Source organism: Sphingomonas sp., from assembly GCF_019635515.1.
GTDB lineage: Bacteria > Pseudomonadota > Alphaproteobacteria > Sphingomonadales > Sphingomonadaceae > Sphingomonas.
The window spans coordinates 374,206-394,738 of sequence record NZ_JAHBZI010000001.1; the positions used below are offsets into that span (position 1 = coordinate 374,206).

Genomic DNA, 20,533 nt, shown 5'->3' on the forward strand with positions numbered 1-20,533 from the left:
GCCCTTCGCGTCGTTCAGTGGCGGATCAGGCGACGCTAAGCTTCAGCGCCCCATCACCCTCATCGACCTTGACGGTAGAGCCATCGCGAACCTCGCCGCGCAGGATCTTGTCGGCGAGCGGGTCCTGCAGATAGCGCTGCACCGCGCGCTTTAGCGGGCGCGCGCCATATACCGGATCGTATCCGACCCGTCCGAGCCACGCTTTCGCCGCATCGCTGAGCTCGATATGGATCTTGCGATCCGCGAGCAGCTTCGCCAGGCGCCCGACCTGGATGTCGACGATCGGCGCCATATGCTCCGCCGCCAGCCGGTGGAACAGGATGATCTCGTCGAGCCGGTTGAGGAATTCCGGGCGGAAATGGGCGCGGACGATTTCCATGACCTGCGGCTCGACGCTGGCGGTGGTCTCCCCCTCGCCAAGGTTCGCCAGATACTGGCTGCCGAGGTTCGAGGTCAGGATGATGATCGTGTTCGAGAAATCGACCGTGCGGCCCTGGCCATCAGTCAGCCGTCCGTCGTCGAGCACCTGCAGCAGCACGTTGAACACGTCGGCATGCGCCTTCTCGACCTCGTCGAACAGCACCACCTGATAGGGCCGCCGCCGCACGGCCTCGGTTAGCACGCCGCCTTCCTCATAACCGACATAGCCGGGAGGGGCGCCGAGCAGCCTCGCGACCGAGTGCTTTTCCATGAATTCGCTCATGTCGATGCGGACCATCGCGCTTGAATCGTCGAACAGGAATTCGGCGAGCGCCTTGGTCAACTCGGTCTTGCCGACGCCGGTCGGCCCGAGGAACAGGAATGAGCCGAGCGGCCGGTTGGGATCCTGCAAGCCGGCGCGGGACCGCCGAACCGCCGTAGCCACTGCCTTGACCGCATCGGACTGGCCGATCACGCGCTTGCCGAGCTGCTCTTCCATATGGAGCAGCTTCTCGCGCTCGCCTTCCATCATCTTGTCGACGGGGATGCCGGTCCAGCGCGCGACCACCGCGGCGATATCCTCGGCGGTGACTTCCTTGCGGATCATCGCGTCCTGGGTCGAAGCCTCGGCGTCGGCGATTTGCTTGGTCAGCGCGGGGATGGTGCCGTAGTTGAGCTCGGCCATCTTGGCGAGGTCGCCCTGCCGCTGCGCCTGCTCCAGCTCGGTGCGCGCGGCATCGAGCTGCTCCTTGAGCAAGGTCTCGGAATGCGTCCGCTCCTTCTCCGCCAGCCAGCGCGTGGTCAGCTCGGCCGATTGCTCCTCGAGATTGGCGAGGTCGTGACGCAGATTGCCAAGGCGCTCCTTCGAGGCGTCGTCGGTTTCCTTGGCGAGCGCCACTTCCTCGATCTTGAGCTGGAGGATGCGCCGGTCGAGATTCTCGATCTCCTCGGGCTTGCTCTCCACTTCCATGCGGATGCGCGACGCGGCCTCGTCCATCAGGTCGATCGCCTTGTCGGGCAGGAAACGGTCGGTGATGTAGCGGTTCGACAGCGTCGCGGCGGCGACGATCGCGGCATCGGCGATGCGCACGCCCTGATGATGCGCCTCGTACCGGTCCTTCAGCCCGCGCAGGATCGAGATCGTATCCTCCACGGTCGGCTCGCCGACGAACACCGGCTGGAAGCGCCGCTGCAGTGCCGGATCCTTTTCGACATGCTTGCGATACTCGTCGAGCGTGGTCGCGCCGATGCAATGCAGCTCGCCGCGCGCCAGCGCCGGCTTGAGCAGGTTGCCGGCGTCCATCGCGCCCTCGCCTTTGCCGGCGCCGATCAGCGTGTGCATCTCATCGATGAACAGGATGATGTCGCCTTCGCCGGCCTTGACCTCGTCGAGCACGCCCTTCAGCCGTTCCTCGAACTCGCCGCGATATTTGGCGCCGGCGATCAGGCTGCCCATGTCGAGCGCCATCAGCGTGCGATCCTTGAGCCCGTCGGGCACGTCGCCATTGACGATGCGCAGCGCCAGACCCTCGGCGATGGCGGTCTTGCCGACGCCGGGCTCGCCGATCAGCACGGGATTGTTCTTGGTGCGCCGCGCGAGAATCTGGATGGTGCGGCGGATTTCCTCGTCGCGGCCGATCACCGGATCGAGCTTGCCCGCGCGCGCATCGGCGGTCAGGTCGCGCGCGAACTTCTTGAGCGCGTCATACCGGTCCTCGGCGCCGGCGGTGTCGGCGGTGCGGCCGTTCCGCAGCTTCTCGATCGCGGCGTTGAGATTGTTCGCGGTCACGCCTGCGGCTGCCAGCGCCTTGCCTGCCGGAGTGGTCGTCGCCAGTGTCAGCGCGAGCAGCAGCCGCTCGACGGTGACGAAGCTGTCGCCGGCTTTCTGCGCGACCTGCTCGGCGGAATCGAGGACGCGCACCGCGTCGTTGTCGAGCCCGGGCGTCTGCTGCGCGCCGCTGCCCGAGACCGCCGGCACTTTGGCCAGCGCCGCGTCGATCTCGCTCAGTGCCTTCTTCGCATCGCCGCCCGCGGCCGCGATCAAGCCCGAAGCCATGCCCTGCTCGTCCTCGAGCAGCGCCTTCAACAGATGTTCGGAGCCGATCCGCTGATGGTTCATCCGGATCGCAACGGTCTGCGCCGATTGCAGGAAGCCCTTGGCGCGGTCGGTAAATTTCTCGAGATTCATGGAATACCCTGTTAGCCTGTACCGAACAGATAGTGTTGCAATTAGGCAACACAAGGGGCGTGCACGATGCCGTTGATATTATCTGCGCTCGTCCTCGCCGGGATGCAAACCGCGCCCGTCCGCATCGAGCCAGGCTGGGACGGCAGGAACTGCGGCGTGCGCGTTGACGATGCGCCGATGACGATGGAACAACTCACCGCAAGCGCCCCCGGCTGGTACGATACCGAGCGTGCGATCGAGATTCGCGTCGACAAGGAAATACCGTATCGCTGCGCGGGTGCGGTGATTCTCGCATTGCAGACCGAAGGCTTGCGGGCCCGCTTCGTCAGCGGATTCAGCGTCGTCCAGCTCGCCATTTTACCCGGCCCATGCCGCGTCGCCGTGAACGGCAAGCCCGTCAGCCTGTCTCGCCTTCCGGGCGAGACGCGCAAGTGGAAGAAGGACGCCGAAATCCATTTCGAGCCTGATCCGCGGGCCGAAACTGCCTGCGTCGATCGCGTGCTGAAGATCGTAAAGGCGAGCGGGCGCGGCAGGCTGGGTTTCGTCGGCAACGGCCTTGCCGAGTAGCACCTCGTTAACGCTCTCCGTTTAGAAATCCGGCCACACGCCATCCGGGGGAATGTGTGGCCACGCGATTTTCCAGCCAGTTCGCAGCGGCCGCCGCGCCGGTATCCGGTTCGCTCGCCGATCCGGCGCGCGCGATCCTCGGGCCCAAGCGCGACGCCTTGCTGTTCTGGGGGGCGCCGCTTGCCGCGTTCCTGTTCGTCCAGCTATGGCTGCGTGGCTGGGACACGTTCGTGCCCGCCGCGGTGTCGAGCCAGGCGGTGATAGCCCTGTTCGGTTTCGTCTCGGTGCTGACCTGGGCGCATCTGATCGCGGTCGTCCCGCGCGCCTATCTGAACCGCGAGGTATTCACGGCCTATAAGCTGCGCCTCACCATCGTCCCGGCGCTGTTACTCGCGGCGCTGTTCGCCTCGCACACCGCGTTGGTCGCGGCGGCGGTGCTGGCGGTGTTCTGGGACGTCCACCATTCGGCGATGCAGAATTTCGGCTTCGCGCGCATCTACGATATGAAAGCCGGCAACGCGCCCAACATGCTGCGCGCCACCGATCTGCGGCTGAATTGGGCGCTCTATGTCGGTCCGCTCGCCGCGGGCGCGGCGCTGGCGGTGCACACCGTCTATTTCAAACAGTTCGACGGTACCCTCCTCAGCGCGCTGACCAGCGTGCCGGGCGTGCTCGATGCCAGCCATGCGGGTATCCGCCTCGCCGCGATGCTCGCCTATGCGGTGGTGATCGGCTGGGCGGTGATCGACTATGCCGGCGCGATCCGCAGCGGCTACAAGCTGCCGGCCCACAAGCTGGCGACGATTATCGTCACCGGCGCCGTCTCGATCCTCGCCTGGGGCTTCTCGCCGCCGCTCGTCGCGCTGGCGGCGATCAATCTCTATCATGCGGTCCAGTATTTCGCGCTGGTCTGGGTCAAGGAAGGCGGGCGGATGGCGGGCAAGGGCACCGCGCTGCGCGGGGGCCTGTTGTTCGGGCTGGGTTGCGCCATGTTCGGCCTGGCATATGCGGCGGCGGTCTCCGGCCGCCCGACCCTGTTCGTCGCGCCCTTCATCGCCTGCTCGCTGCTCCATTTTTGGTACGATTCTTTCGTCTGGTCGGTTCGCAAGCGCCAAGTGTAAGTTGCCGCCCGAAGCCGCGAATCCAGCGGCGGGGGAGGGCCAGGAATGCGGATCGTCAAACGCATCGCGATCGGACTAGGCATATTGCTGGTCGTCATCGCGATCGGGCTCGCCACTTGGGAGCCCTTGCTCGCCCGCCGCGCCGCGCCGCCGCCGGATCACAAATATGACGTGGTGATCAAGCGCGACAAATTCGGCGTCCCGCATATCTTCGGGCGCACCGACGCGGACGTGTCGTACGGCATCGCCTATGCCCATGCCGAGGACGATTTCGACACGCTCCAGGAAGTGCTGGCGATGACCCGTGGCCGCCTCGGCGCGATCAACGGCCAGGACGGCGCCAAGACCGATTTCGTCGTTCACCTGCTCGGCGCCCGCGCCACGGTCGACCGCGACTATATGAAGCAGCCGGCGGATATCCGCGCCTTGCTCGATGCCTATGCGACCGGGCTCAACCGCTATGCCGCGCAGCACCCGCAAGAGGTCAAGCTCGCCAAGCTGTTCCCGGTCAACGGCCAGGATGTCGCGACCGGCTTCGTCGTCCGCTCGCCCTTCTTCTTCGGGCTGGAGGGCGTGCTGGGGGCCCTGTCGGGCGACAAGCCGCTGCCGATCGAGAAGGGCTATGCCAAGCCCGACGCTCCCGACGCGCCCAACGTCACGCCGCTCGGTCCGAACGCGCAGGAGAATGGCTCGAACGCCTTCGTCGTCGCGCCGAAGCGCTCGGCGGACGGTTTCACCCGGCTGGTCTCGAACTCGCATCAGGGCTGGCGGGGCGCCGCGGCATGGTGGGAGCTGGTCGTCCATTCGCAACAGGGCTGGAACTTCGCCGGGGCGACCTTCCCCGGCGCGCCCTATCCGCTGCTTGGCCATAACGAGCATCTCGGCTGGACCAACACCGTCAACCGGCCGGACATGGTCGACCTCTACAAGCTGGTCCTCAATCCGGCGGGCGACGAATATCGCTATGACGGGCAGTGGCGGAAGCTGGAGACGGAGCGCGTCTGGCTGCCGGTCAAGCTGTGGGGGCCGTTCGTGCTGCCGGTGCCCAAGACCGTCTACCGCGCCGTGCAGGGGCCGGTGCTGATCAACAAGGAGGGCGCCTTCGCGATCAATTATGGCGGCCGCGACCAGCTCGGCATGGTCGAGGAATATTACCGGCTCAACCGCGCCCAGAATTTCGAGCAGTGGCAGGCGGCACTGGCGCAGCACGCGATTCCCGGCACCAATTTCATCTATGGCGATGGCGCCGGCAACATCGCCTATTTCTACAATGCCAGCTTCCCCAACCGGAAGCCGGGGTTCGACTACAGGGCCGTGCTGGCGGGCGACACTTCCGCCAACTACCAGCCCGGCACCGTCCCGTGGGCAATGGTCCCGCACAATATCAATCCGGCCTCGGGCTTCCTGATCAACGCCAATAATTCGCCGTTCCAGGCGGCGGGCGCGGGATCGGAGATCAGGCCCGAGGACTGGTCGCCGCTGCTCGGCATCGAGACCGACACCACCAATCGCGGCACCCGTTCACTCGAGCTGATGGGTGCGGACGGATCGATTTCGGCCGAGGATCTGTACCGCATCAAGTTCGACAGCGGGGTCAGCCAATATTCCTACCTCTACGCCTGGTTCAAGGAGCTGATGGCGGTCGATCCCAAGGGCGACAAATTGCTGACCGACGCCCGCGAGTTGCTCAGCCATTGGGATTTCAACTGGGACGGCAAGGGGCCGGCGGACAGCCTCGCCTTCTCGGTGATGCGCGTCCCCAATCGCTGGCACTACGAGCGTAAGCCCAAGCCCGATCCACGCACCGTGCTGGCCGAGGCGGCGGGCTATCTGCAGAAGCATTTCGGCAAGCTCGACGTGCCCCTGGGCGAGTTCATCCGCCTGAAGCAGGGCAAGGTCGATCTGCCGCTCGATGGCGGGCCGGACGCGCTGCGCGCCTCGACCAGCTATGACGAACTCCCCGACGGCCGCCTCGCCATCAAGCATGGCGACAGCTTCGTGATGTTCATCACCTGGGACAAGGCCGGCAAGGTCAGCTCGACTTCGATCCAGCCGTTCGGCTCCGCCAGCACCCGCCCGGCTTCACCGCATTACACCGATCAGGCGCAGTTGTTCGTCCAGCACAAGCTCAAGCCGGTATGGTTCGATCCGGCCCAGCTCAAGGGCAATACCGAGCGGACCTATCGGCCCTGATCTCCCTCTCCCCTGAGGGGAGAGGGCTTATTGCTGCCCCGCAATCGGCGGCGGCGCGCCGATGCCGGTGGCCGGGCGCTTGGCCTTGGGCGCGTCCTTGGCGTAGCGCTCGCCATAGGTATTGCCCTCATACCAGCGCGGCGCCTCCTTGCCGTCGGCGATCTCGCGCGCGATCAGGTAATTGAGCCGCGCGAACTTGGCGCCGGCGTCCCAGTTGATCGGCTGCGTCACCTGGTCCGAGGGCTTGTGATAGGTCGTCGCGAGGAAGTCCTTGAACGCCTTCTCGCCGCCATTCTTGAAGCCCGTGACGAGGAACACCGAAGGCACGCCCTGCTTGACGAAGCTGTAGTGATCGGAGCGCATGAACAGATTCTCCTGCGGCATCGGATCGGGTGACAGCGTCACACCCATCCTGGCGCCCGCAGCCTCGACGATCGGCCCAAGGGTCGAATGCTCGGCGCCGAACGCGACCACGTCCTGGAAATCGTAGAGCAGGATCGGCATGTCGAGATTGACGTCGGCGACGACCTTGCCGGCGCCAACCACCGGATAATGGGCGAGATAGTCCGATCCGAGCAGTCCGTCCTCCTCGGCGGTCAGCGCCACGAACAGGATCGAGCGCCTGGGTGGCTTGCCGCTCCGCTTGAAGGCGCGCGCCGCCTCCAGCATCGTCGCCACGCCCGCGGCATTGTCCATGGCGCCGTTATAGATCTGGTCGCCGGCCAGCTTGGGATCGACGCCCTCATGATCGAGATGCGCCGACAGCACGACATGTTCGGGCGCGAGCTTGGGGTCGGAACCGGGCAGCAGCCCGATGACGTTGGGGCTGGAGACGAGCTTGACCTTGCTGGTGCGCTCGGTGGTGACCTTCTGCCTGAGCGCGAAGCCCTTGATCGCGCCCGGCTGCGCGGCGGCGGCGAACAGCTGCTCGGCGCTCATCGGCGCGCCCTGGAATAGCGCCGCGCCCGCGTCCGGATTGATATAGGCGCCGATCTTGATGCCGGGATCCTCGCCCGCCGGCGCCCCGCTCGGGCTCAGCCAGTTGGTCTGTTTCTGGCTGAAATAGCTCAACGCCTGAATCCACGGGAACGCGCCCTTCAGATTGTCCGGCGTGATCAGGTAGAGCACGCCGAGCGCGCCGCGCTTGCCGGCGATGACCGGCTTGTCGCTGCCGCCCGCGGCCTTGATCTGGTCCGGGGTCATCCCCTTGGGGGTGCCGATCAGCGTCACGACGAATTTGCCGCGCACGTCGAGCCCATCGTAATCGGCATCCATACCATAGCCGACGAACACCGCCTCGCCGCTCAGCGTCTGCGTCGCCTCGCCGTAGCGCGGGCTCGCCGAGACCAGCACTTCGGCGCCGTTGGCGAACTTTTTGGTGCCGATCGTGATCGACGCCGGCTTGCTCTCGTCGAGCGCATATTCGGCGAGCGGCACTTGCTGGTACCAGCCGCCATCGGGCGCGCCGGGCTTGAGCCCCAGCGCGGCGAAGCGCGTGGCGACATAGCGCGCCGCGACATCATATCCGCGCGTGCCGGCATTGCGTCCCTCGAGCAGATCGTCGGCGAGGAAGGTCATGTGTGCGCGGACCTCATCGGCGCTGAACACGGGCTCCCCCGAGCCCGACGGCGTCGCGGTCTGGGCAAAGGCGGCGGGTGCCAGGGCGAGCGACACCGCGGAGAGAAGCAGGGACAAACGCATCGAAAAATTGCTCCAGCGGGAGATCGGGAAGCGGCGAGGCTAAAGGAAAAGCGGCAACGCGCAAAGCGCGGTTTGCACCTGCCCGGACCGTGGCTAAGGTCGCGTCATATTGATCTCTTCAGGATGGCCCGCGTCTCATGAAACTTCCGCTCTTTCTCTGCGCCGCGCCGCTCGCGCTGGCCATGCCCGCCGCCGCACAGGAGGCGATCAAGCCGGTGCCGGTCGCCGAACTCGTCGCCCATGTGAACGTCCCCTACGAAACCTTCACGCTCAAGAACGGCCTGCGGGTGATCGTCCATACCGATCGCAAGGCGCCGATCGTCGCGGTCTCGACCTGGTACGATGTCGGCTCGAAGCATGAGCCCAAGGGTAAGACCGGCTTCGCCCATCTCTTCGAGCATCTGATGTTCAACGGATCGGAAAACGCGCCCGGCGAATTCTACGAGCGGCTCAAGGATTTCGGGGCCACCGACTATAACGGCACGACCAATTTCGACCGGACCAATTATTTCGAGACCGTGCCGGCGCCGGCGCTGGAGCGGACGCTGTTCCTCGAAAGCGACCGGATGGGCTGGCTGCTCGGCGCGATCGATCAGGCGGTGCTCGATGAGCAGCGCGGCGTCGTCCAGAACGAGAAGCGCCAGGGCGACAACCGGCCCTATGGCCTCGTCTATTACAAGCTGCTCGAGGAGCTGCTCGCCGGCAACCCCTATGGCCACACCCCGATCGGCTCGATGGCGGATCTCGATGCCGCCAGCCTCGACGACGTCAAGAACTGGTTCCGCGGGCATTACGGGCCGAACAACGCGGTGCTGGTGCTGGCCGGCGATATCGATGCCAAGACCGCGCGCCCGCTGGTCGAGAAATATTTCGGCAAGATCGCTGCGGGCCCCAAGAGCGTGCTTCCCAAGGTCGAGATTCCGACGCTGCCCGTCTCGAAAAGCGTGACGATCAAGGACCGTGTCGCTTCGACTCTGGTGATGCGCGCCTGGGCGGTGCCGGGGATGAACGACAAGGATGCGGTCGCGCTCGATGCCGCGAGCGATGTCCTTGGCGGGCTCGCCAGCTCGCGGCTCGACAATATCCTCGTCCGCAAGGAGAAGCTCGCGACCAGCGTGTCGTCGGGCTTCCAGTCGATGGCGCAGCTCGGCATCTTCACCGTCCAGCTGGTGGTGCGGCCCGGCGTCGATGTCGCGACGGCCACCAAGCGCCTCGACGAGATTCTCGCCGAGCTGATCGCCAAGGGGCCGACCGTGGATGAGGTACAGCGCGTGGCGACCACCAATGTCGCCGATCGGATCGAGGGGCTGGAATCGGTCGGCGGGTTCGGCGGCAAGGCCGTCGCGCTCGCCTCGGGCCAGCTTTATTCGGGCGATCCGCTGTTCTTCAAGAAGCAGCTCGAAGCGACCGCCCGGCTCACCCCCGAAGAGGTTCGCGCCGCCGCCGCCAAATGGCTCACGCGCCCGTCGGTGACCATCACTGTCGAGCCGGGCACGCGCGACGCCTATCAGGAGGCGCAGGCGGTGGCGCCCGCCAAGGTTGTCGCCGCGCCGCAGGCCGCGCCCGCCAACAGCCGCGGCGAGATGCCGGCGGTGGCGCAGATCCGCGATCTCGATTTTCCCGCCGTCACGCGCACGCACCTTTCGAACGGCATCGAGCTGATCTACGCCCAGCGCACCGCCGTGCCCCTCACCCAGATCGTGATTAGCTTCGATGCCGGCGCCGCCGCCGATCCCGACGGCAAACTCGGCACGCAGGGGCTGACGCTGTCGCTGCTCGACGAGGGCACCCCAACGCTCGATTCCGCCGGCATCGCTGAAGCGCGCGAACGGCTCGGTGCGGATATCGGCGCGGGCAGCTCGGCCGACCGTACCTATCTGACGCTGGCGGCGCCCAGCCCCAATCTGGCGGCGTCGCTGCAATTGTTTGGCGATATCGTGCGCAATCCCGCTTTCGCGCCCGATGAGGTCGAGCGGCTGCGCGCCACGCGCCTTGCCGGCATTGCCCAGGAGCTGACCAGTCCCGAAGGACTGGGCGGCCGCGCCCTGCCGCCTTTGCTCTACGGGCCCGATAATCCCTATGCCAAGCTCGCGGCGGGATCGGGCGATCCGGCGGCGATCAAGGCGCTGACCCGCGACGATATCGTCGCCTTCCACCGCGCCTGGATCCGTCCCGACAAGGCCAAGATCTTCGTGGTCAGCGATCGCCCCCTCGCCGAAGTGCAGGCAGCGATCGAGCGGTACTTCGGCGATTGGCGCGGGCAGGGTGCCCCCGGCACTAAGACCTTCGCCGCCGCACCGGTACAGTCCGCGCCCAGGATCGTGCTGATCGACCGGCCCGATTCACCCCAGTCGCTGATCCTCGCCGGGCAGATGACCGGGCTCGATCCGCAGACCGAATTGCTGACGGTGCTGACCGCGAACGAAGTGCTGGGCGGCGGCTTCCTGTCGCGGATCAACATGGATCTGCGCGAGGCCAAGCATTGGTCCTATGGCGTCAGCGGCGGGTTCGGCTGGCTCGAGCATGCCGTGCCCTACACGATCAGCGCGCCGGTCCAGGCCGACAAGACCGGCGAATCGATCCAGGCGTTGATGCTCCAGGTCCGCGAGTTCCTGACCACACGCGGCGTCACCGCCGCCGAGCGTGATCGCACCATCAACGGCGATGTCCGCGGGCTCGCCGGCCGATTCGAAACCGCCGGCGCGGTGCTCAGCGCGATGCAGACCAACGACATCCGCAAGCGTCCCGACGATTTCTACACCAGCATCGCCGAAAAATATCGCGGCATGACCGCGGCCCAGCTTGACGCTGCGGCACGCGGGGCTTTGCGCGCCGATGGCTTTGTCTGGGTGGTGGTCGGCGACGCCGCCAAGGTGCGCCCGCAGCTTGACTCGCTCGGCCTCCCTGTCGAGGTGGTTCCCGCAGCGGCGGTGACCGCCAACTGACTTTTTTGGAGAGACGATCATGGCGAATGTGGATGGCAGCTGGAACACCGTCGCGAAGACCCCGATGGGCGATCAGGCGGCGGTGCTGACGGTCAGCTCGAACGGCGACAGCTTCACTGGCACCTTTTCGGGCGCGATGGGCAACACCGAGGTCAAGGACGGCAAGGTCGATGGCGATCGCCTGACCTTCGCGATCGACATCACCGTGCCGATGCCGATGACGCTGACCGGCGACGTAACCGTCGACGGCGACAGCATGAACGGCACCGTCACCGCCGGCGCGTTCGGCGCATTCCCGCTGACGGGTACGCGGGCCTGAGCCTTAGATCCTCTCCCTCCGGGAGAGGAAAGACGGGCCGCAAGGCCCGGCGAAGGTGAGGGTTAGGTCGAAACGCTCGGTTACTAGCCGTTTCGACCCAGCCCTCACCTGCCGCTTCGCGGCTATCCTCTCCCGAAGGGAGAGGATCAGGAGCGCCCAACCCGGGTCAAATGTCCCATCTTGCGCCCCGGCCGGGCAGTGCCCTTGCCATAGAGGTGCAGATGCGTCCCCGGCTCGGCGAGCAGTTCGGCCCAGCGCTCGCCCTCCTTGCCGATCAGGTTCAGCATCTCGATCATGTTGCCGGTCAGCCCGGTCGATCCCAAGGGCAGCCCGCAGATCGCGCGGATATGGTTCTCGAACTGCGAGCATTCGGCGCCCTCGATCGTCCAGTGCCCGGAATTATGGACGCGCGGCGCCATCTCGTTGAATACCGGCCCTTCGGGGGTCGCGAAGAATTCGAGGGTCAGCACCCCGACATGGTCGAGCGCCTCGGCGACCCGCGCGGAAAGCGTTGCCGCCTGCGCCCAATGGATCGCGATCTCGTGCGGGGCGGGCAGCGTCGATCGGGCGAGGATGCCGTCCTTATGCTCGTTCCATGGCGGCGGATAGCTGGCCAGTGCACCGTCGAGCCCGCGCACGGTGATGATCGAGAATTCATGGCTGAAATTGACGAAACCTTCGAGGATCGCCGGCCGCTCGCCGATATCGGCCCAAGCGGCCTCGGCCTGGGCGGCATCGTGGATGCGCACCTGGCCCTTGCCGTCATAGCCGAGGCGCAGCGTCTTGAGGATCGCCGGCGCGCCGATCTCGGCAATCGCGGCGCGCAGCTCGTCGAGCGTGGTGACCAAGGCCCAGGGCGCGGTCCGCCCGCCCAGTTCGCCGACGAAGCTCTTCTCATTGGCCCGGTCCTGCGCGATCTCGAGGCTCTTGGGGCCGGGCCGCACCGGCACCTTGCCCGCCAGATATTCGACCGGCCGGATCGCGATATTCTCGAACTCGTAGGTCACGACATCGGCGTGCGCCGCCAGCTCGTCGAGGACGATGCGGCTGTGATAATCGGCGCGGGTGAAGCTGGACGCGGTCTGCGCCGCGACGCTCTCGGCATCGGGGGCGAGGATATGGGTGCGATAGCCGAGTTGCGCCGCCGCCACCGCCAGCATCCGCCCGAGCTGCCCGCCGCCCAATATGCCGATCGTCGATCCGGGCGCCAAGGAACCGTTGCTTGCGCTCATTCGGGCGAGTCCGCCACGCTATCAGTCTGCGCCGCGCGCCAGTCCTTGAGCCGTCCGGCCAGCGCTTCGTCCGATGTCGCGAGGATCGCCGCGGCCAGCAGCCCGGCATTGATCGCGCCGGGCTTGCCGATCGCCAGCGTGCCGACCGGAATGCCGCCCGGCATCTGCGCGATCGAGAGCAGGCTGTCCATGCCCTTCAGCGCCTTGGATTCGACCGGCACGCCCAGCACCGGCAGATGCGTCATCGACGCCGCCATGCCCGGCAAATGCGCCGCGCCGCCGGCGCCGGCGATCACCACCTTGAGCCCGCGATCGGCGGCGCTGGTCGCATAGTCATAGAGCCGCTGCGGCGTGCGATGCGCGCTGACTACCTTGGTCTCATGCGCCACGCCCAGCGCCTCCAGCACCTCGGCGGCATGGCGCATCGTCTCCCAATCGGAAGTGCTGCCCATGATGATGCCGACCAGAGGTGCCATGCGCGGCTTCCTAGAGGCGCGGTGATGTAGGAGCAACCTCGATCCTCCCCGGCACGGGGAGGGGGACCAGCCGCAGGCTGGTGGAGGGGGCGGGCCGCAAGCGCGGTGCCGCGTGGAAAGCCCCCTCCGTCACGCTGCGCGTGCCACCTCCCCGTGCCGGGGAGGATCGGATCACCGCTCGCTCAGATAGTATCGATCCGTCGCATTCAGCTGGTCGTCGAGCTCGAACACGATCGGCTGGCCGGTCGGAATCTCCAGGCTGACGATATCGGCATCGGCGATGTGCGAGAGATGCTTGACCAGCGCCCGCAGCGAATTGCCGTGCGCCGAGACGACCACCCGCTTGCCCGCCCTGAGATCGGGCGCGATTCTGGCCTCCCAATAAGGCTGCACCCGCGCGATCGTGTCCTTCAGGCTCTCGGTCTGCGGGATCTTGATCCCCGCATAGCGCCGGTCCTTCGTCAGATCGAATTCGCTGTCGGCTTCGCTCAGGGGCGGCGCGATATCGAAGGCGCGGCGCCAGATATGGACCTGCTCGTCGCCATGGATCCTGGCGGTCTCGGCCTTGTTGAGCCCGGTCAGCCCGCCATAGTGCCGCTCGTTCAGCGCCCAGTCCTTCTCGACCGGCAGCCACAACCGGCCCATCTCTTCCAGCACGATATTGAGCGTCTTGATCGCCCGCGTCTGCAGGCTGGTATAGCATTGATCGAAATCGAAGCCCTTTTCGCTGAGCAGCTTGCCCGCCGCCTTGGCCTCCTCGATCCCCTGATCGGTCAGGTTGACGTCCCACCAGCCGGTGAAGCGGTTCTCGAGGTTCCAGGCCGATTGGCCATGGCGGATCAGGACGAGCGTGGGCATGGCGGACTCCTTTTCGCGGTCCTCTTAGTCGTGCTTCGGCGGAGCGCAACCGGCAGAGCCTCTCGACCGGGCAATTGCCTCGTGCCATGCCAATGGGCGATGCGGACCAAGCCATGGATCTGAACCTCACGGACCTGCCCGTCGATGCCCCCGCGGTCCGCTACATGCGGCCCGATCCGCGGCTGATGCCCTATATTTCGGGCTATCACGCCTATGCGGCCGGCAGGATTGGCGGCGGCCCCTATCATGAATGGTTCTTTCCTGGCTGGGCCAATGTCCGCTTCCGTCTCGCCAGCGCGCCATGGCAATTGGGCTATGGCGACGCCGCACCCGAAGAGGTGCCGGAAATGGTGTTGTTCGGGCCGAGCCGATCGGGCGCGCACAGCATCTCGCAAGGCGGGCATCTGGTCGGGTTTGGCGTCACGCCGCTTGGTTGGCACCGGCTGTTTCGCGACCCGGCACAGCGCTTCGCGGACCGGCTGACTCCGCTCGATGGCCTGTGGCCCGCCGCGCGGCCGATGCAGGATGCGCTTCGCGACGCACGGACGACGGCGGATGTGGTGCGCATATTCAACGCGCACCTGCTTGGGGCGCTGCGGCCGGCCTCGCCGGACGAAGCGCTGATCGCGCGGCTGTTCGATCTGCTTGTCGAGGATCATGATCTGGATCTGCGCAAGGCGGCGGTGGCGATGGGCTGCTCGCCGCAGAAGCTGCGTCGGATATCGATCGCCCATTTCGGCTTTCCGCCCAAGATCCTGCTGCGCCGCTCGCGCTTCCTCAAATCGCTGGTGGCGATCGTCGGCACCGAGCCGGGGCAATGGAGCCAGCGGATCAGCGCCAGCTATTTCGACCAGTCCCACTTCATTCGGGATTCGCATTACTTTCTGGGCATGAAGCCGGGCGCGTTCCTCGCCCTCGATCGGCCGCTGGCGATGCTGTCGATCAAGGCGCGGCAGGCGGCGCTGGGCGCGCCGTTTCAGGCATTGCACCGGCTTGGCGCTTCTTCCACGGCGTGATCGTTTCTTCCAATCCACGCGGCGTATCTCGGACTAGCTCTTCGTCCTAAGCGGCGCGGAGGGCGATCCTTGGACGTGACATTATTGCTCGTGGTCGTAGCACCGATGGTGGCGATCACCGCCTTGCTGCTCTGGCTGGCCGCGCGCGCGGATCGGCTGCGCGAAGCTTCGAAGCATTGGCCAAAGGCGTCGGGGATCGTCGAAGAGGCCAAGGTCAACCACAGTGGCAAGGGCGGCCATTGGCCCAAGGTGCGCTACCGCTATTCGGTCCACGGTCAGCAGCATAGCGCCACCCGCATCGGATTCGTGCAGGAAAACCGGACCCGCGCCGATTGCGAGGCGCTGGTCGCCCGGTACGCGCCGGGAACCGCGGTGGATGTCTGGTACGATCCGCAACGGCCCGGTTTCTCGGTGCTCGAACGCGGCGGCAATTCCAACGGGCTGCGGATCGCGGCCTGGATCATCGGCGGACTCTTCGCGGTGACCTTCATGATTCTTGTGCTGAATGGATGAGGAGAATGGCGATGGCCGGTTTTACATTTGCGATCGCGGTGACGGGGATGACCTGGGCCATGCCGGCGCTGGCGCAGGATTGCCCGCCCGCCGGCGCTCGCTACGAGCATGACAATTTCGTCGTGCGCTCGATCGTGACCTCGCTGGGGGGAAGGCGCCATCCTGCCCTCGGATGCCAGTGGCGGCGATCGACCGACAATCGCGTGATCTGGCTGGAGCCGGGGGTGGCGATGAAGCCCGTCGGCGATAGCGCGACCGTCGCGCCGCGTATCTCGCCCGCGCGCCCGGCTGTTACCCGGCCACCGGCGCGCGTGGCCGTCACGTCGCCCGGAATTGCGGCGCCGTCGCGCCCTGTGCCAGCGCCCGCACCCGCACCTGTGCGGCCGGCCGGCGATTTCGGGCCGATCCAGATCGGCGTCTATGAATGCGATCAGCCGATCAGCATCGGCGGAATGATCATGGGATCGCCGGTGCCGGGCCCGATGTTCGGCGTCACCGGCCCCGGCGCGTATCGCGACTTCAATGGCGGCACCGGCAGTTTCAGCTTTTCCGGCGGCATCCTGACGATGACCAGCGGCCCCTTGCGGGGCACGCGATATCAGCGCTCCGACGCGACTCTCTTCCACCCGCTCGATGCCAAGGGGCAGCGGGGTTCGATTCGCTGTGTGCTGAACAAACGCAAGGATCTTCGCGGCCGATGGTGAGCCGCGCTTGTTGGGAGACGATGTGATGAAGACCGCTATCCTGCTGGCAGCATCCGGAGCGGCGCTATGTGCCGCGTTGCCGGCGGCCGCGCAGCCCTATCGCGAATATGACAAGGTCGAGGTGGAGGATGCCGAGAATCCCGGCGAATGGAACGCCTGTACCGTCACCAAGGTGTTCAAGGGCGCCTATGAGGTGAGTTGCAATTATGCCAAGTCGATCCGGCGCGATATCCAGGTGCGCCTGCCGGGGCGGGAGCCCGTGGCGCAAAGCGCGGCGATTCCGGTATCCGGCCCGCCCTTTGTGAAGGACGATCTGGTGCTGGTATCGACGATGGGCCTGCCCGATGATTGGAAGCTGTGCGTGGTCCGGCGCAACCAGGTGAACAGCCTGAACACCTATGTCGTGGCTTGTGGGGGCAGCGATTACAACGTGCTGCCCAAATGGGTCCGCGCCGATCCGGAAGCACCGCAATGAAGCCGCTCGCTTGCGTGGCGGCGGTGCTGATCGCGGGTTGCGCCTCGGCTCCGGCGGAGGCGCAGTCGCTCAGTTCCTGCTCGGTCGGCCAGCGGGTCAAATCGCCGGCGGGCCCGGCGACGGTCGTGTCGGTCCAGGGGTCGAGCTGCACGGTTCGGGTGGACGGGCGTTCCTATAACGATGTCTATGCCGCGTTCATGCTCGAGGCGCTGGGCGGTCCGCCCCGTACCGCCGCGCAGCCCCGCGCCGCCGCACCGGTTGCGGCAGCGCCGGGAGGCAATCCGAAGCCGGGCGTCTATCAATGCGTCGGCGGGCCCGCGGGCAACCTGAAGCTCCGTTTCTTCACCGGCGGCGGCTATGCCAATGAACAGGGCGCGCGCGGGCGCTATGCTCCGGGCAAGAACGGGCAGATCAAGTTCGTGACCGGCCCTTGGGAAGGCTATTATGGAAAGGTGCTTGCAAATGGCCGGATCGGGCTAACTTCCGTCGAGGGCGGCAGTTTCTATAACATGACCTGCGATCCGCGCTGAGCGCGGATCGCTTCACAACACCCGCGTCATGAACCGGCTGAACGGATCGTCCGCCGGATAATCCCCGAACGCCCCGCAATCGGTGAAGCCGAACTTGCGGTACAAGGCGATTGCCGGTTCGAACGCTTCGCCTGACCCCGTCTCAAGGCTCAGCCGCTTCATGCCCTTGGCGCGCGCCGCGCCGAGGATATGCGACAGGATCGCAGCGCCGGTGCCCCCGCGCAGCCGCCCCGGCGCGGTCCGCATCGATTTGATCTCGCCGGCATCGCCGCCCAAGTCCTTGAGCGCGCCGATCCCGGCCAGCGTCTCGCCGTCCCAGGCCGACCAGAAGCTGATGTCGGGCGTCCTGAGCCCCGAAAGATCGAGGAAATGGCAGCTCTCCGCCGGCGAGTTCGCCAGCATGCCCTGCGCATGCAAGCGCAACAGGTCGATCACCTGCGGATCGTCGAGGCCGCCGTCGCGAATATGCAATTCGGACATGCTCAGCGGATGATCTGTGGTGCGACGTACAATTCGGAAGCCATCGGCCGGCCGGCTTTGTCCAACGCAGGTTTGAACCGGGCTGCCGAAACGTACCGGCAAAGCTGAATATCGCCTTCGTCCGTGCCGGTGGTCCAGCTGATGCGACACCCCGTCACGTCGCCCCTCGCCGAAATCTGGGCCATCGCGCCGGGATTCTTCGTTGTGAAAGTCGCAGCCGCTCCGCGGATGACCAGCTTTTTGGGTTCGCTGAGAACGGCCTGCGTCGCCCATGCTGTTGGTAGTGAGAGCACGTTGACCGGTTCGTTCGACGGCGGTTTGGGAATTTCGAGGTCGAATTTCGCGCCGATTCGTACCTGCCCGGCCGTCGGCATTCCCTCCACCGTCAACGCGTGCCGGAAGACACCACGTGCGCGCAGAAGGCTGCACGTCACATCCCCCAATATCGCGGGTTGCGAATCTTCGATCACCCGGCAGCGCAGCAGCGCATCATCCGGGCCGACATCCACTTGGACGATCACCGATCCCGTGATCCCGGCATCCAGAGCCGATTTCGGATAGTCGGCTGGAGACAACCAGTCCGGCGCGTCCGCGCGAAGTTCCGCGTTGCGCAACAGCGCGGCGTCGTCGGGCAATTGATAGCCGGCGTAGAACGTAAAGACCGTGGGAGCTCGGCCATCGGGCAGCGGCTTGCCGTACGCAGATTGCGCCGCCGCCTGTTGCGCGCCGAATACAGCCGCAACGATTGCGGCCGCCGCCAAAGCTTCCCGCATATCGCCCCCCGTTTCCTCAGATCTCGTCGATGAACCCCGCCAGCGTCTCCAGGCACGCGTGCGCCAGGCGCTTGCACCGCTCCGGCGACCAGGCGAACTCGGCATCGGGGTTCGCGTCATGATCCTTGAACGGCATCTCCAGCGTCATCGACACGGCGCCGAAGCGCTCGGCGAGCTGGTTGGTCGACATCGAGAGATTGGCCGTGCCGGGCGCCGATTTGGCATAGCCCAGTTCGGTCTGGAAATCGGTCGTCTGCTTCGCGAGCCGGCGGGCATATTCGTAGAATTTCTCGCCATGCGCGTCGGTCCAGCTTGGGATTCCTTCAAAGCCGGCGAGGAAATTGGCCGGGATCGCCTCGTCGCCATGCACATCCATCGCGAAGTCGCAGCCGGTCTCGTCCATCGCCGCGCGCACCAGGAACACTTCCGGGCTCTTGTCCATCGACGGCGCATGCCATTCGCGGTTGAGGTTCACCCCCGCGGCGTTGGTGCGCAGATGCCCGCGGCGCGACCCGTCGGGATTCATGTTCGGCACGATATGGAAGGTCGCCTTGTCGCGCAGCGCCGTCGCGGTGGCGTTGCCCGAGGTCAGATATTCCAGCGCGCCCTCGGCCCACCATTCGGCCATGCTCTCGCCGGGATGCTGGCGGGCATAGATCCACACCGTCTTCGGGCCCGTGCCCATCGTCAGTACATCCATCGATTGCCCGTCGAGCGTCACGCCCAATTCGCGGTGCGAAACGCCCGGCATCAGCGCGATGCGACTGACCAGATCGTGATGCCGCTCCATCGAATAGGGTGCGAAATAAGCGAACCAGGCGATATCGCTGTCGAAGCTGTGCGTGAATTCGAACACGCCATCGGCATAGCCGCCCTTGGCCAGCCGCCATGTCTCGCGGTCGGTCGAGACGCGCGCATCATAATTGGGCCAGCCGTCCGGATAGGCCGATCCGGCGGCATTGAGGATGCGGAACGTGATGGTCCGGCCCTTCGCCCCGCTCACCCGGAAGTGAAACCATTGATAGAAATCGGAGAGGTGATCGACGACGATCTCGAGGTCGGCGCGGTCGCCGTCGATTGTCAAAACGCGAATATTGCCGCTGTCGAAAGCGGAATTGATCTGGATGCTCATTTCACCGTGATAGTCACCCCTGACTCGCCGGGGAAGCCCTTGAACAACGCCCTGGCCAGCCTGCCGGCCGTCTCGACCGGTTGGTCGCCGGCCGATTCGGTCACGGCCTTGCCTTCCCATATGGTGCTGTTGTCGCTGCGCCGGCGCAGCTGCACGGAAAGCTCGGAGACATAGAGTTCGCGGGTCTTGCCGCCGACCCCGAACGAGACGCCGCCGCCGACACCCACGCCGCCGCGATAGCCGCCGCCATAGCTGCCGCCGCCAATCCCGATCGAGACCGGCGGGCGTTCGCGGTATGCGCCGCGCGACATGCGGGTGAAGCCGACCGCGGCGATATAGCCGGACTGCATGTCCACGCCGCCCTTCACATAGCCGAGCCTCTGCAGCTCGATCGCCACCGCATCGGCGTAAAGCTGATATTCGGGACTGACCGTGGCTCCGATCGGCTCGATCGCCACGGTGGTGCGCTCGGTGATCGGCTGGCCGAGATGATAGCGCGTCACGTCGATCGGCCCGTTGCGCGTCGTCGCGGTGCAGCCGCCGAGCAGGGCGGCGCCGGCGAGCAGGGCGAGAGTGAAGGGCTTGGTCACGGGCTTCCTCCATGTTTCGCGAGCGCAACGGCTCGTTGGAGGTGTAACAAGAGTCGGGGCGAGTCGGTTCCCAGCCTTTTCCGCCCTCGCGCGCCTTGACTTGGGACGGTTCGGCCTCTAGGCGACCCCCTCTTTTCCAGACACCAATATTCGAGAAGCGAATCGGTCATGAAGATCGTGAATTCATTGAAGTCGCTCAAGGGCCGTCACCGCGATAACCGCGTGATCCGCCGCCGTGGGCGCATCTACGTCATCAACAAGACGAATCGCCGGTTCAAGGCCCGCCAGGGCTAAGCTTCC

General features: G+C 66.0%; 20 protein-coding genes. 11 read left to right on the forward strand and 9 right to left on the reverse strand.

Annotated features, from left to right (window positions below):
- Positions 1–25 precede the first annotated feature (25 nt).
- On the reverse strand, positions 26–2,608 hold the full coding sequence (gene clpB / locus KF730_RS01905; RefSeq protein ID WP_294091862.1) for an ATP-dependent chaperone ClpB: 2,583 nt from the start codon (positions 2,606–2,608) through the stop codon (positions 26–28).
- A 102-nt stretch (positions 2,609–2,710) separates the two neighbouring features.
- Here clpB and KF730_RS01910 point away from each other — a divergent pair, with 102 nt between their 5' ends.
- Genes KF730_RS01910 through KF730_RS01920 form a run of 3 tightly spaced genes read left to right on the forward strand, consistent with a single transcriptional unit; the run spans position 2,711 to position 6,489 of the window.
- Complete coding sequence (locus tag KF730_RS01910) at positions 2,711–3,175, forward strand: hypothetical protein (RefSeq protein WP_294091864.1); 465 nt, start codon at positions 2,711–2,713, stop codon at positions 3,173–3,175.
- A gap of 56 nt (positions 3,176–3,231) precedes the next feature.
- On the forward strand, positions 3,232–4,296 hold the full coding sequence (locus KF730_RS01915) for a hypothetical protein (RefSeq protein WP_294091866.1): 1,065 nt from the start codon (positions 3,232–3,234) through the stop codon (positions 4,294–4,296).
- A 45-nt stretch (positions 4,297–4,341) separates the two neighbouring features.
- On the forward strand, positions 4,342–6,489 hold the full coding sequence (locus KF730_RS01920; RefSeq protein WP_294091867.1) for a penicillin acylase family protein: 2,148 nt from the start codon (positions 4,342–4,344) through the stop codon (positions 6,487–6,489).
- A 27-nt stretch (positions 6,490–6,516) separates the two neighbouring features.
- On the opposite strand, the gene KF730_RS01925 is transcribed toward KF730_RS01920, so the two are convergent.
- Positions 6,517–8,190, reverse strand: a complete 1,674-nt coding sequence (locus KF730_RS01925) for a M20/M25/M40 family metallo-hydrolase (RefSeq protein ID WP_294091871.1) — start codon at positions 8,188–8,190, stop codon at positions 6,517–6,519.
- Positions 8,191–8,327: 137 nt separating this feature from the next.
- Here KF730_RS01925 and KF730_RS01930 point away from each other — a divergent pair, with 137 nt between their 5' ends.
- Together KF730_RS01930 and KF730_RS01935 are read left to right on the forward strand one after the other, a co-directional pair.
- Positions 8,328–11,135: a pitrilysin family protein gene (locus tag KF730_RS01930; protein ID WP_294091873.1), complete on the forward strand. Its 2,808-nt coding sequence runs from the start codon at positions 8,328–8,330 to the stop codon at positions 11,133–11,135.
- Between the two features lie 19 nt (positions 11,136–11,154).
- Positions 11,155–11,454: a hypothetical protein gene (locus KF730_RS01935; protein WP_294091874.1), complete on the forward strand. Its 300-nt coding sequence runs from the start codon at positions 11,155–11,157 to the stop codon at positions 11,452–11,454.
- A gap of 146 nt (positions 11,455–11,600) precedes the next feature.
- Here the strand turns inward: KF730_RS01935 and KF730_RS01940 are convergent, their stop codons facing one another.
- From KF730_RS01940 to gpmA, 3 genes are all read right to left on the reverse strand, one after another.
- On the reverse strand, positions 11,601–12,686 hold the full coding sequence (locus tag KF730_RS01940) for a 5-(carboxyamino)imidazole ribonucleotide synthase (RefSeq protein ID WP_294091875.1): 1,086 nt from the start codon (positions 12,684–12,686) through the stop codon (positions 11,601–11,603).
- Positions 12,683–13,162, reverse strand: a complete 480-nt coding sequence (purE, locus tag KF730_RS01945; RefSeq protein WP_294091877.1) for a 5-(carboxyamino)imidazole ribonucleotide mutase — start codon at positions 13,160–13,162, stop codon at positions 12,683–12,685. Before purE ends, KF730_RS01940 begins: the two co-directional genes overlap by 4 nt.
- Positions 13,163–13,333: 171 nt before the next feature.
- On the reverse strand, positions 13,334–14,020 hold the full coding sequence (gene gpmA / locus KF730_RS01950; protein WP_294091878.1) for a 2,3-diphosphoglycerate-dependent phosphoglycerate mutase: 687 nt from the start codon (positions 14,018–14,020) through the stop codon (positions 13,334–13,336).
- Positions 14,021–14,133: 113 nt separating this feature from the next.
- Here gpmA and KF730_RS01955 point away from each other — a divergent pair, with 113 nt between their 5' ends.
- The 5 genes from KF730_RS01955 to KF730_RS01975 all read left to right on the forward strand — a co-directional run bounded on the left by KF730_RS01955 (position 14,134) and on the right by KF730_RS01975 (position 17,258).
- Positions 14,134–15,036: a hypothetical protein gene (locus tag KF730_RS01955; RefSeq protein WP_294091879.1), complete on the forward strand. Its 903-nt coding sequence runs from the start codon at positions 14,134–14,136 to the stop codon at positions 15,034–15,036.
- Between the two features lie 75 nt (positions 15,037–15,111).
- Positions 15,112–15,549: a DUF3592 domain-containing protein gene (locus KF730_RS01960; protein ID WP_294095653.1), complete on the forward strand. Its 438-nt coding sequence runs from the start codon at positions 15,112–15,114 to the stop codon at positions 15,547–15,549.
- Between the two features lie 11 nt (positions 15,550–15,560).
- Positions 15,561–16,253, forward strand: coding sequence for a hypothetical protein (locus KF730_RS01965; protein WP_294091881.1), 693 nt, complete (start codon positions 15,561–15,563; stop codon positions 16,251–16,253).
- Between the two features lie 25 nt (positions 16,254–16,278).
- A complete protein-coding gene (locus KF730_RS01970) occupies positions 16,279–16,728 on the forward strand; it encodes a hypothetical protein (protein ID WP_294091883.1) in 450 nt (149 codons plus the stop codon).
- Positions 16,725–17,258, forward strand: coding sequence for a hypothetical protein (locus tag KF730_RS01975; RefSeq protein ID WP_294091884.1), 534 nt, complete (start codon positions 16,725–16,727; stop codon positions 17,256–17,258). The genes KF730_RS01970 and KF730_RS01975 overlap by 4 nt, the downstream gene beginning before the upstream one ends.
- Before the next feature lie 12 nt (positions 17,259–17,270).
- Here KF730_RS01975 and KF730_RS01980 read toward each other — a convergent pair whose 3' ends face one another.
- From KF730_RS01980 to KF730_RS01995, 4 genes are read right to left on the reverse strand one after another with little or no spacing between them, the layout of a single operon-like run.
- On the reverse strand, positions 17,271–17,738 hold the full coding sequence (locus tag KF730_RS01980; RefSeq protein WP_294091885.1) for a GNAT family N-acetyltransferase: 468 nt from the start codon (positions 17,736–17,738) through the stop codon (positions 17,271–17,273).
- Positions 17,739–17,740: 2 nt separating this feature from the next.
- Positions 17,741–18,511, reverse strand: a complete 771-nt coding sequence (locus tag KF730_RS01985; protein WP_294091887.1) for an energy transducer TonB — start codon at positions 18,509–18,511, stop codon at positions 17,741–17,743.
- A gap of 16 nt (positions 18,512–18,527) precedes the next feature.
- Complete coding sequence (locus tag KF730_RS01990) at positions 18,528–19,643, reverse strand: M14-type cytosolic carboxypeptidase (protein ID WP_294091888.1); 1,116 nt, start codon at positions 19,641–19,643, stop codon at positions 18,528–18,530.
- Complete coding sequence (locus KF730_RS01995) at positions 19,640–20,233, reverse strand: DUF4136 domain-containing protein (protein WP_294091890.1); 594 nt, start codon at positions 20,231–20,233, stop codon at positions 19,640–19,642. Before KF730_RS01995 ends, KF730_RS01990 begins: the two co-directional genes overlap by 4 nt.
- 168 nt (positions 20,234–20,401) lie before the next feature.
- Here KF730_RS01995 and ykgO point away from each other — a divergent pair, with 168 nt between their 5' ends.
- A complete protein-coding gene (gene ykgO, locus KF730_RS02000) occupies positions 20,402–20,527 on the forward strand; it encodes a type B 50S ribosomal protein L36 (protein ID WP_066482602.1) in 126 nt (41 codons plus the stop codon).
- Positions 20,528–20,533: the final 6 nt, after the last annotated feature.

Bases quoted from the DNA above. Each gene is read 5' to 3' on its own strand.
- clpB (WP_294091862.1), bottom strand. From the start codon at position 2,608: ATGAATCTCGAGAAATTTACCGACCGCGCCAAGGGCTTCCTGCAATCG.
- KF730_RS01910 (WP_294091864.1), top strand. From the start codon at position 2,711: ATGCAAACCGCGCCCGTCCGCATCGAGCCAGGCTGGGACGGCAGGAAC.
- KF730_RS01920 (WP_294091867.1), top strand. From the start codon at position 4,342: ATGCGGATCGTCAAACGCATCGCGATCGGACTAGGCATATTGCTGGTC.
- KF730_RS01925 (WP_294091871.1), bottom strand. From the start codon at position 8,190: ATGCGTTTGTCCCTGCTTCTCTCCGCGGTGTCGCTCGCCCTGGCACCC.
- KF730_RS01930 (WP_294091873.1), top strand. From the start codon at position 8,328: ATGAAACTTCCGCTCTTTCTCTGCGCCGCGCCGCTCGCGCTGGCCATG.
- KF730_RS01935 (WP_294091874.1), top strand. From the start codon at position 11,155: ATGGCGAATGTGGATGGCAGCTGGAACACCGTCGCGAAGACCCCGATG.
- KF730_RS01940 (WP_294091875.1), bottom strand. From the start codon at position 12,686: ATGAGCGCAAGCAACGGTTCCTTGGCGCCCGGATCGACGATCGGCATA.
- purE (WP_294091877.1), bottom strand. From the start codon at position 13,162: ATGGCACCTCTGGTCGGCATCATCATGGGCAGCACTTCCGATTGGGAG.
- gpmA (WP_294091878.1), bottom strand. From the start codon at position 14,020: ATGCCCACGCTCGTCCTGATCCGCCATGGCCAATCGGCCTGGAACCTC.
- KF730_RS01955 (WP_294091879.1), top strand. From the start codon at position 14,134: ATGGATCTGAACCTCACGGACCTGCCCGTCGATGCCCCCGCGGTCCGC.
- KF730_RS01965 (WP_294091881.1), top strand. From the start codon at position 15,561: ATGGCCGGTTTTACATTTGCGATCGCGGTGACGGGGATGACCTGGGCC.
- KF730_RS01970 (WP_294091883.1), top strand. From the start codon at position 16,279: ATGAAGACCGCTATCCTGCTGGCAGCATCCGGAGCGGCGCTATGTGCC.
- KF730_RS01975 (WP_294091884.1), top strand. From the start codon at position 16,725: ATGAAGCCGCTCGCTTGCGTGGCGGCGGTGCTGATCGCGGGTTGCGCC.
- KF730_RS01980 (WP_294091885.1), bottom strand. From the start codon at position 17,738: ATGTCCGAATTGCATATTCGCGACGGCGGCCTCGACGATCCGCAGGTG.
- KF730_RS01985 (WP_294091887.1), bottom strand. From the start codon at position 18,511: ATGCGGGAAGCTTTGGCGGCGGCCGCAATCGTTGCGGCTGTATTCGGC.
- KF730_RS01990 (WP_294091888.1), bottom strand. From the start codon at position 19,643: ATGAGCATCCAGATCAATTCCGCTTTCGACAGCGGCAATATTCGCGTT.
- ykgO (WP_066482602.1), top strand. From the start codon at position 20,402: ATGAAGATCGTGAATTCATTGAAGTCGCTCAAGGGCCGTCACCGCGAT.